Origin of the sequence: Oceanicaulis sp. UBA2681 (assembly GCF_002354675.1) — a bacterium.
Lineage (GTDB): Bacteria > Pseudomonadota > Alphaproteobacteria > Caulobacterales > Maricaulaceae > Oceanicaulis > Oceanicaulis alexandrii.
Map to the genome: position 1 here is coordinate 679,160 of NZ_DEMB01000016.1, position 9,188 is coordinate 688,347.

A 9,188-nucleotide genomic window follows, 5' to 3' on the forward strand; every position below is an offset into this window, starting at 1 on the left:
ATCTGAGGCCGTCGTCAAAATGTTATGTCTGATATTGGGGCGTCAGACCGGTTTCGCCAGTGCGGCGCGGATATGCGACGCATATTTATCCCCATCAAACCATGTCGGCGCTTCGCAAGGAAGCAGCCAGCGCCGCAACCGTGTCATGCAAAGCAGCGACCAATTGTCTGTCTCAGATAGGGCCAAGCCCGGCAGTTCGACCACTTCCGAGTCTGAAAAACATGAGATGACGGTTAAGGATTGGCGAAGCGCTGGCGGCACATCCGAGAGAGACACGCCCTCGGGCGCCGCCCTGTCGCCCAGAGCGGCGACCTGACAGGCCGCCTCTGCGCGCACTTCAAACCGGCCGTCAAACAGGCCGGTTTCACCCGCTTGCAGCTCCAGCATCACAGGCTCTGCGCCGCCATCCGCCCGGCCCAGCACCGCACCGGGGTCCCGGCCCATCACGCCGTCTGCGGTCAGTAACACGCCCGCTTGCGTATGCGCCTCTTGCGCTTCGAGCGCCTTCAGGCAAGCCGCCACGCCATCAGGAGCGGGCGTCCGCGCCTCACCGGACACCGCCAGCATCACCGCTTCCATCGCCCGCAGCGCCATGGGCTTGGCCGCCAGCGAGAACATGTCCGCATTCAGTCGCGCCCCGCCCCAGGCTGTCCAGCTCACAGCCCGTTCGACCAGGCGCCAGGCGGCGCCGCGCAGCAAGCGCTCCGCGTCCACGCTCTGGTCTGACAGGGTCAACAATCCGTGTTCGGCCGGGCCGCCGGGCGGGTACGCCTTCTGGCGCAGCTGCACGCGCTCATACTGAGCGTCCTCGTTTGAGGGATCCTCTATCCAGCGCGCGTCAAGGCGTTTGAGATAGTCGCGCAATTGCGCGCGTCTCAGCTCCAGAAAGGGGCGCGCCACTGTCACGCCCCGCCCTTCAGGCCAGACTGGAGAGGCGTCAAGCGCTGTCATGCCCGTCAGCGTGCGCCACGCCCCCTCACGCTTGGCCCGCATGCGCAAGGTCTCGACCCGGTCATCCAGAGTATGCCCCAGACACAGCAGACTGACGCCAAGCCCCTCACACGCGCCCGCCAGCAGCGTGTGTCGCGCCTGACGCGCGGCGGCCTGGCTTTTTCTGGGCGCCGTCCAGCGCAATATATGAGGCTCAGCGCCCAGAGACCGGGCGTAGTCGGCATTGTCCGCCGCTTCTTCTGCACTTTCAGGGCGCAGCTGGTGGTCGACGATCAAGGCATGCACGGTCTGATCGGGGTGACAGGCGCATAACGCATGCAGCAGAGCGGTGGAATCTCCGCCGCCTGAATACCCGAGCGCCAGCGCCTCAGACACCACGCCCCCTATCGGCAGCCGATCCGGGCGGTTTCACGTTGCGCCTTGCGGCGGGCGTCCTCACCGGCGCGCGGGAATTCGGACGGGAAGGTGGCCAGCACCTGGCACGCGCGACCGGTTTCACCCAACGCCGCGAGAGACGCCCCCAACCGCACCAGAGCGTCCGGCGCGCGAGCGCCCTGGCGATCCGCTTGCAAGGACGCGATGTAGGCGTCCGCCGCATCCTGGAAATCACCATTGATGAAATGGGTTTCGCCCAGCCAATACCAGGCCTGGCCGACTTTGGCGTCTTCAGGATAGGCCTGGGTGAACTCGCGCAACAACTCCCGCGCACCGCCAAAATCACCATCCAGCAGGCGAGCGTTTGCGGTCTGGAACAAGGTGTCGGCGTCCATCACGGCTTCGGGCGGGGCGTCCAGCTCACTGATATCTGCGTTCAACTGGGGCAAAGCCGCGCTCTGAGACAGGTTTTCACTCCCCGACCCGCGCGGCGCTTGCGCGTTTTGGCCAGGCGTCGGCGCGCGCAAGGGCTGCACGGTAGACGCGCGCGCTTCAGCGTAAGGATCGCTTGAATCAACTTCGTCGGCGGTCAGAAGGTCTGACGGGCCGCCGAGCGATAACGGATCCCCGGTGGCGCCCATTTCACCCCCTGCCGCGCCATAGGCCCCGCCGCCGGACAAGAGCCGGTCCACATTGACGCCCAGCTGTTCGAGTTCCTGACGCATGCGGCGATTTTCAAAATTCAGGCGTTCGATCTCGCCCGTCTGAACCCGCTGCTGACGCTCCAGATCGTCAACGCGCATCATCAGAGTTTCCGCGACCGGATCGCCTTGCAGCGCCCTCGCCTCGACCTCCGCCAATCGCGCCTCCACCGCATCCAGGCGCGCCGCAAGCTCCCGACGCGATTGCGCCTCGGCTGGCACGGTGATCAGGGCGGTCATCAGCAAAAGCGCTGACAGGGCGGAGAAAAGCGAACGAATCATGGCGCAGCGGTCCTGTGAAGCGGCTCAGGGCTATGAGCGCTAGTGTCGTTGTCCAAACGGCGAAATCAAGGCGAAGTCAGGAATTGTCGAGCAGACGGACTTCGTCGTTCACCACGGACCAGCCGCCATCCGCCGATTGCTGAAGCCCGAACGTATAGCCATAGCCGTCCGCTCGCTGCAGCGAGCAATGCAGCATCACATGGCTGGGCGCGCAGGACGCGTCACCGCCGGAGCCGGGTTGCGCCACTTGCGCGGAAAAACTCGCAAGATCGGCGCGACTGTCCACGCCCCACAGCCAGTAGGCCTCCGTCCCTTCAAAGACATCCGCGAGAAACGCCGCAGCGCCGCCCTCGTCATAGGGCAGAGCGATCGGCGGCTCGCCCATCGGTTCTTCATGGGGCTCTGAAACGCGTTCTTCCCCGGTCGTGACCGGCTCAGACTCAGGCGCGCCATACACGCCCGGTGACGGTTCCATCACCATGGAGAGACCATAAAGCGCGGCGACAGCGGCCACCGGCGCAACGACAAGTCCAACGAAAGCTCTGATAATCATAAGGCTGCCCCCTCAAGCAGAAACGCCCGCAAGGATGAACCTTGCGGGCGTTTCGATCAATCCTTTTCAGGTCCGGTCTTAGGACACGGCGCCTGACTGGATCATGGTCATGGCGTTCCGGTTGGTCGCCCAGCAGCTTTCATTGGACTGGCGGCAGACCGGGCGCTCTTTACCGTAGGACACGGTGGAGATGCGCGACGGGTCGACGCCCTGGCTCACCAGGAAGTCGCGGGCCGCATTGGCGCGGCGAGCGCCCAGGGCGAGGTTATACTCACGGGTGCCGCGTTCGTCGCAATTGCCGGCGACCAGAATGCGCGCGCCCGGATAGGACGCCAGCCAGGCGGCCTGACGGCGCAGGGTCGCGCGGGCTTCGCTGGACAACGTGCTCTGATCCAGCGCGAAGAAAACGCGGTCGCCCGCATTCACTTCAAAGTCTTCAACCGAACCCGGGGTCGGACCCGCCGGCTCAGGCGCAGGCTCATAGACCGGCTGCGGCTCAGGCTCAGGCATCGGAGCCACCGGTTCCGGCTGGGAAGCACAGGCGGCCAGCGTGGCGCTGAGCGCCAGGGCGGCAAGAATTGACAGGCGTTTCATATTGGTGTCGTCCCTCTCCAAGCCTATGACGATCCGCATAGGCAAATCGGTGTGGATGCTATCAGAATTGGCGCGCTTCACACCCCAAAAAACCCCAAAACGCGCACCTCGGTTAAGACCTTAGCCGAGCAAAGCTCAGTCGATCAAGGGCGACCAGGCCGGGTCGCTCGCTTGGCCTTGCGTCGGCAGGCGACGCAAGTTGAAGCCCGCAAGGTCAGTGCTCCAGATCGAGTACGTTGTTCCCTCGCGTGTTCTGTCGCCCCGTGTGAACAACAGGACGCGGCCATTGGGCGACCAAGCGGGCGTATCCACGAAGTAGCCTTCATAGAGAATTCGCTCTTCGCCCGAGCCGTCCGCAGCCACAACGCCCAGCATGAACTGGCCATTGCGCTGTTTGGTGAAAGCGATCAGATCGCCGCGCGGGCTCCAGACCGGAGTCGTATAGCGACCTTCGCCAAACGTGATGCGCTGCGGGTCGGTCCCGTCCGCGTTCATCACATAAAGTTGAGACTGTCCGCCGCGCGAGGAGGAAAAAACGATCCGCTCGCCATCCGGCGCAAAGGACGGCTCCACGTCATCAGCCGGGTGCGTGGTCAGCTGGCGCAAGGTGCGCGAGCGCAGATCAAAACGGAACAGGTCATGCCCGCTATGGCGCTCGGCGGAGACCACCAGCGCGCGGCCCTCGGGATGGAACCGGGCGGACAGGGACTGCCCTTCGCTGGCGAGCGAGGGACCTGAATCAAACAGCGCTTCCTGACGTCCGGTCTCAAGATCATAGAGATAGCTGGTCGCCCGACCGTCGCGGAAAGACACATAGGTGATCTGCTGGGCGCTCGGCGAATAGTTCGGCAAAAGCGCCATATAGGACCGGTCGGTCAGGAAGGACGGGTTCGCGCCGTCCTGGTCCATCACCGCCAGGCGGCGGATCGGCTCGTCATTGGGGCCATAACCTTCAGACACATAAACGATGCGGGTGTCGAAATAACCGCTTTCGCCGGTCATGCGCTGATAGACGGCGTCAGACACCTTGTGCGCGATCCGGCGCCAGTTGTCCGGCGACGTGACGAACTGCAGGCCCTGCATTTGCTGCTCGGTGTTCGCGTCCCAAAGGCGGAACGCCACCAGCATGCGGTCATTCTCGTCAATGCTGACCTCGCCCACCAACAAGGCCGACGCATTGATCACCCGCCAGTCGCCAAAGCGGGGGCGCAGATTGATGTCGGTGATGTCTTCAATGAACGCTTCGGGCTCGACCGGGGCGAACAGCCCTGAAGTCTGCAGGTTATTCGTGATCACGCGGGAAATGTCGGCGCCAATCTCGGCTTCGCGGGTTTCCTCGCCCAGAAAGTCAGGAATGGCGATCGGGGTCGGGTCGAGCGTGCCTTCGGTCACATCCACCACCAGGGGTGTTTGTCCAAAAGCCGATGCGGCCATCACGATCAGCGCAAAGATCGAGGCGAAGAATTGGCGCAGGGCGGTCATGGGAAGCTCCCGGGTTCGAACGACTGGGGTCAGCGATTGCGTTGCGTGTCGACATTGACCCGAAGCACGCGCCATTGGGCGTAGTGTTCGGGAGGCAGAGGATAGGGTTGGCATTCGATCGCGCCGCGCAAGGCCCGTTCACCCGCCACTCTCAGGAAAGAATTGGGCGAATTCATGATACGCGCTTCGTCGATCAGGCGCGGCGGCACAGACAGGCGACCATTGCGCTCCAGCCGGATCTCCATGGAGATCCGCAGGTCCATATTGGCCGGCGCATCTGCGTTCGAGCGAATGCAGCGGTTCATGTGAGACGCCGCCATCGCCGACAGGCTGGCGGTCATCGCCGTGCCCGGCCCCACCTGATTGCGCGTCTCGCCAGTTTCTGCGGGACCTTGCGGCGCAGCGTTCTCACGCGACCGGTCCACCAGCTGAGACAATGCGCCCAGATCCAGAGACGGCTGTTGCGGCTCAGGCTCACGCGGTCGCGGTGTCGGCTCGGGTTCCGGCTCCGGCTCAGGTTCGGGTTCTGGCGGGGTTGGTTCGGCTTCCGGCTCAGGCTCGTCCTGAGGCGCAGGCGGAATGATTTCCGGCTCGGCTTCAGGCTGCACAGGCTCAGGCTCCGGCGCGGGTTGAGGCGCGGGCGTTTCCGGCTCGATCTCGGGTTCGGGCTCTGGCTCGGGACGCGCCGCGCGCACATTCGTCTCCTGCGCCAGCGTCACCAGCTCCACCGGAACCACCATCAGCTCTTCGGTCAGGCGACGCGATTGCGGAAACGCGATCAGCGCGCTCGCGACCAGTCCCGCATGAACGCACAGGGACAGGATGAACCCCAGGGCCTGACGCATGGCCCGGCCTCCCTATTCCCGGATCGGTTCGGTGACGAGCCCGATATTGGTGTAGCCAGAGGCTGACACCCGGGCCATCACGCGCATGACGTCGCCATAAGGCGCGCCATCATCGGCGCGGATATAGATGCGCGCTTCAGATCCGGCCCCGGTGATCGCCTGAAGGCGCGGCGCCAGCTCGTCAAACGCCACTTCGGTCTCCATCAGATAGAGCGTGCCGTCCGACTGGATGGTCAGGGTCAAGGGCTCTTCCGACGTGGTCATGGCGCGCGCTTCGGTGTCCGGCAGATCCACCTCGACCCCCACGGTCAGAAGCGGGGCGGAGATCATGAACACGATCAGCAGCACCAGCATCACATCCACAAAGGGCGTGACATTGATTTCGGCGTTGGGCTTGAAGCGGCGACGTCCATTGCCGCCGCCGGTGTCGAGACCGCCAGCCATCAATCAGCTCCCCCGGCTCGCCAGCGCCGCCAGATCATCCACGAGACCTTCAAGGCGGGAGGCGTATTTGGAGAGGTTTGACGACAGGGCGTTAAAGAAGATCACGGCCGGGATAGCGGCCAGAAGTCCCAAGGCGGTGGCGAACAGCGCTTCGGAAATGCCCGGCGCCACGACCGCCAGCGAGGTGTTCTCGGACGCGGCGATCGAGCGGAAGGCGTTCATGATGCCCCACACTGTGCCGAACAGGCCGATAAAGGGCGCCGCGGAGCCGATGATGGCCAGAACGCCCAGCCCGCTCTCCATCTTGCTCAGTTCGCGATTGGCTTCCGCGCCGCCGCTTTTGGCGACTGCATAACCATCCCAGTCGCGCATGGAGGCGGCCAGCACCCGGCCGAACGGCTCCTTGGCGGGCTTGGCGTATTTCGCGACCAGATCGTCCAGCGATCCACCCGACCAGAAATCATTTTCAAAACGCGAGGCGCCGGCATGGGCGTTGTTGAGTTGCAGCCATTTTTCGATGGCGATGGCCCAGGACCAGATCGACATGAACGCCAAGATCGCCATCACCGCTTTCACCACGATGTCGGCACGCATGAACAGATGCATGATGGTCAGTTCCGTGGCCGGACCCGTCAGCTCAACTGCAACGCTTTCCATGGAAACTCCGCTAGACCCTCGCGCATCCGGCGGTGCGGATGCGTCATAATGAAACGCCCTCGGGCTGCAGGTGTAACCGCACGCACGCGCCACGCCAAGCCGAACTCGGCCTCGCCAGTGTGACAGGCTGAGAAAAGACACAGAATGCGGCGTTTTAAGGGAGGTTTTTAGCCCGTTACATAGCGTTGCAGCTGATCGAGCATGGTCTTGGGCAAACGCCTTGGGCGCCCCTCCAGGTCAATACAGGCGGCTTCCACCTCTGCGGTGACCAGCACCTCGGCCGCGCACACGACACGCTGGCTGATCACCAGACGCGCGCCTTTGACGGTCTTGAACCGTGTCTCGATGGTCAAGGCGTTATCAATGCGGGCGGGCTTGAGATACTCCACCTGAATCTTGCGCACCGCAAAGCCGAGCGGCGGATCGAGTTTCAGGATTTCAGCATGAGAGACGCCGGCGCAGCGCAGCGCGTCGGTCCGTCCTCGCTCCAGGAATTTGAGATAATTGGCGTAATAGACGACGCCCGTGAAATCGGTGTCCTCGTAATAGACCCGCACCGAGAGCTGATGCGTCTTGTCGTCCAGCCAGACGCCGGCATGGGGTTCGGCCATTACGCGCTATCTCCGAACAGATCGTCAGACAAATGCCGCGGCATGGTGAAGCCCAGATGCTCATAGGCGCGCTTGGCCGCGACCCGGCCGCGCGGGGTGCGCATGATGAAGCCCTGCTGGATCAAGAAGGGTTCGACCACGTCTTCGAGCGCATCGCGGGCTTCCGCGCAGGCCGCCGCCAGCGTTTCAACACCCGCAGGGCCGCCGCCAAAGCCTTCGATCAGAACCCGCAGATAGCGTCGGTCAAGACTGTCGAGCCCGACCGCGTCCACTTCCAGCCGCCGCAAGGCGCCGTCGGCCACCCTGGCGTCAATCTCCGGCACGCCGTCTTCCTCGGCGAAATCGCGCACCCGGCGCAAGAGACGCCCGGCGACGCGCGGCGTGCCGCGGGCGCGCTTGGCGATCTCGATGGCACCATCCTCGCTCATCGGCGCGCCCAGCTTGCGGGCGGCGCGGGCGACGATGCCCGACAACTCATCAACCGAATAAAACTCAAGCCGCACCGGCACGCCGAAGCGGTCGCGCAAGGGCGTTGCCAGAAGGCCGGCGCGCGTGGTGGCGCCCACCAGGGTGAAGGGCGGCAGATCGATGCGCACAGTGCGCGCGCTCGGCCCCTCCCCGATCACCAGATCGAGGCAGAAATCCTCCATCGCCGGATAGAGGATCTCCTCGACCGCGGGCAAAAGCCGGTGGATCTCGTCGATGAACAGCACGTCGCGTTCTTCAAGATTGGTCAGGATCGCCGCCAGATCGCCCGCCTTGGCGATGACCGGGCCTGAGGTGGCGCGAAAGTTCACGCCCAGCTCTTTCGCCACGATCTGCGCCAAAGTGGTTTTGCCCAGGCCCGGCGGGCCGGACAACAGGACATGGTCCAGCGCTTCGCCGCGCCGCCCGGCCGCCTGGGTGAAGACTTTCAGGTTTGCGATGGCCGCAGGCTGGCCCACGAACTCGTCAAACGAGAGCGGGCGCAACGCCTTGTCCCGTCCATCGCCGGGGTTGGCGTCTGCAGAGATGATGCGCTCGTCCGGCTCGCTCAACGCGCCAGCTCCTTCAGGGCCGATTTGATCACCAGCCCTTCGGTCGCATCATCGCCGAGCTGACGCAAGGCTTCCGCAGCGGCCTTGCGCGCATCACTTTCCGCATAGCCCAGATTGACCAGCGCGGAGACGGCGCTTTCACGCATGACATTGTCCGTGCGAGACGACGTGGCGGCTGGCGTATCGGCGCCTGCAGGCGCCAGAGCGGCGGCGAGCCCGGCTGCGCCGGCGCCCAGGGACCGGCCGAGCGGCGGCGCCTTGTCTTTCAGTTCCGTGGCGATGCGTTGGGCGAGCTTTTTGCCGACGCCCTTGGCGCGTTCAAACGGCATGGGATCGCCCAGGATCGCCGAGCTTTCGATCTCGCCCACATCAATCGCATCGAGCATGGCGAGGGCGTGTTTCGCGCCGACCCCCTGCACCGATTGCAGACGGACGAACCAGGCGCGCTCTGAATCGCTCAAGAAACCGAAGAGCTTGAACTGATCCTCACGCACATGGGTCTCGATGTGCAGAGCGACGGGTTTACCCGGCTCAAGCCGGGCGAGAGTGCGCGATCCAGCGCTGACCAGATATCCGACGCCATTGACGTCAATGACGGCTTCTTCCTCGCCGACACTGTCCACGACGCCCTTGAGCTTGCCAATCATGACGCCAGT

Annotated in this window: 11 protein-coding genes; all 11 read right to left on the reverse strand. The window is 64.2% G+C overall.

The genetic code is table 11. From position 1 onward, the window contains the following. Window positions 1-42 precede the first annotated feature (42 nt). Window positions 43-1,326, reverse strand: a complete 1,284-nt coding sequence (gene tilS, locus B3M53_RS14615; protein WP_273020060.1) for a tRNA lysidine(34) synthetase TilS — start codon at window positions 1,324-1,326, stop codon at window positions 43-45. 8 nt (window positions 1,327-1,334) lie between these two features. Further along, a complete protein-coding gene (ybgF, locus tag B3M53_RS14620) occupies window positions 1,335-2,309 on the reverse strand; it encodes a tol-pal system protein YbgF (RefSeq protein ID WP_273020062.1) in 975 nt (324 codons plus the stop codon). 76 nt (window positions 2,310-2,385) lie between these two features. Further along, window positions 2,386-2,862, reverse strand: a complete 477-nt coding sequence (locus B3M53_RS14625; RefSeq protein ID WP_273020064.1) for a hypothetical protein — start codon at window positions 2,860-2,862, stop codon at window positions 2,386-2,388. Between the two features lie 78 nt (window positions 2,863-2,940). After that, the gene (gene pal, locus B3M53_RS14630; RefSeq protein WP_022700398.1) at window positions 2,941-3,456 is read right to left on the reverse strand and encodes a peptidoglycan-associated lipoprotein Pal; all 516 of its coding nucleotides are present in this window, start codon (window positions 3,454-3,456) and stop codon (window positions 2,941-2,943) included. 135 nt (window positions 3,457-3,591) lie between these two features. Further along, entirely contained in the window at window positions 3,592-4,938 is a 1,347-nt protein-coding gene (gene tolB / locus B3M53_RS14635) for a Tol-Pal system beta propeller repeat protein TolB (RefSeq protein ID WP_273020067.1), read from the reverse strand. 29 nt (window positions 4,939-4,967) lie between these two features. After that, the gene (locus tag B3M53_RS14640; RefSeq protein WP_273020069.1) at window positions 4,968-5,783 is read right to left on the reverse strand and encodes a hypothetical protein; all 816 of its coding nucleotides are present in this window, start codon (window positions 5,781-5,783) and stop codon (window positions 4,968-4,970) included. 12 nt (window positions 5,784-5,795) lie between these two features. Continuing rightward, window positions 5,796-6,227 (reverse strand): ExbD/TolR family protein, encoded by a 432-nt coding sequence (locus tag B3M53_RS14645; protein WP_022700401.1) that lies wholly within the window; start codon window positions 6,225-6,227, stop codon window positions 5,796-5,798. 3 nt (window positions 6,228-6,230) lie between these two features. After that, the gene (locus tag B3M53_RS14650; protein WP_273020071.1) at window positions 6,231-6,884 is read right to left on the reverse strand and encodes a MotA/TolQ/ExbB proton channel family protein; all 654 of its coding nucleotides are present in this window, start codon (window positions 6,882-6,884) and stop codon (window positions 6,231-6,233) included. Window positions 6,885-7,051: 167 nt separating this feature from the next. After that, window positions 7,052-7,495 (reverse strand): tol-pal system-associated acyl-CoA thioesterase, encoded by a 444-nt coding sequence (gene ybgC, locus B3M53_RS14655; protein ID WP_273020073.1) that lies wholly within the window; start codon window positions 7,493-7,495, stop codon window positions 7,052-7,054. Continuing rightward, window positions 7,495-8,532 carry a Holliday junction branch migration DNA helicase RuvB gene (ruvB, locus tag B3M53_RS14660; protein ID WP_273020075.1) on the reverse strand — a complete coding sequence of 346 codons (1,038 nt, stop codon included), beginning with the start codon at window positions 8,530-8,532 and terminating at the stop codon, window positions 7,495-7,497. Before ruvB ends, ybgC begins: the two co-directional genes overlap by 1 nt. Continuing rightward, the coding region (gene ruvA, locus B3M53_RS14665; protein ID WP_286800864.1) for a Holliday junction branch migration protein RuvA at window positions 8,529-9,188 on the reverse strand (660 nt) is incomplete at its 5' end. The genes ruvA and ruvB, both read right to left, overlap by 4 nt.

Excerpts from the sequence above, each read along its gene's own strand:
- B3M53_RS14640 (WP_273020069.1), bottom strand. The coding sequence starts at position 5,783 with ATGCGTCAGGCCCTGGGGTTCATCCTGTCCCTGTGCGTTCATGCGGGA.
- B3M53_RS14645 (WP_022700401.1), bottom strand. The coding sequence starts at position 6,227 with ATGGCTGGCGGTCTCGACACCGGCGGCGGCAATGGACGTCGCCGCTTC.
- ybgC (WP_273020073.1), bottom strand. The coding sequence starts at position 7,495 with ATGGCCGAACCCCATGCCGGCGTCTGGCTGGACGACAAGACGCATCAG.
- tolB (WP_273020067.1), bottom strand. The coding sequence starts at position 4,938 with ATGACCGCCCTGCGCCAATTCTTCGCCTCGATCTTTGCGCTGATCGTG.
- B3M53_RS14625 (WP_273020064.1), bottom strand. The coding sequence starts at position 2,862 with ATGATTATCAGAGCTTTCGTTGGACTTGTCGTTGCGCCGGTGGCCGCT.
- pal (WP_022700398.1), bottom strand. The coding sequence starts at position 3,456 with ATGAAACGCCTGTCAATTCTTGCCGCCCTGGCGCTCAGCGCCACGCTG.
- B3M53_RS14650 (WP_273020071.1), bottom strand. The coding sequence starts at position 6,884 with ATGGAAAGCGTTGCAGTTGAGCTGACGGGTCCGGCCACGGAACTGACC.
- ybgF (WP_273020062.1), bottom strand. The coding sequence starts at position 2,309 with ATGATTCGTTCGCTTTTCTCCGCCCTGTCAGCGCTTTTGCTGATGACC.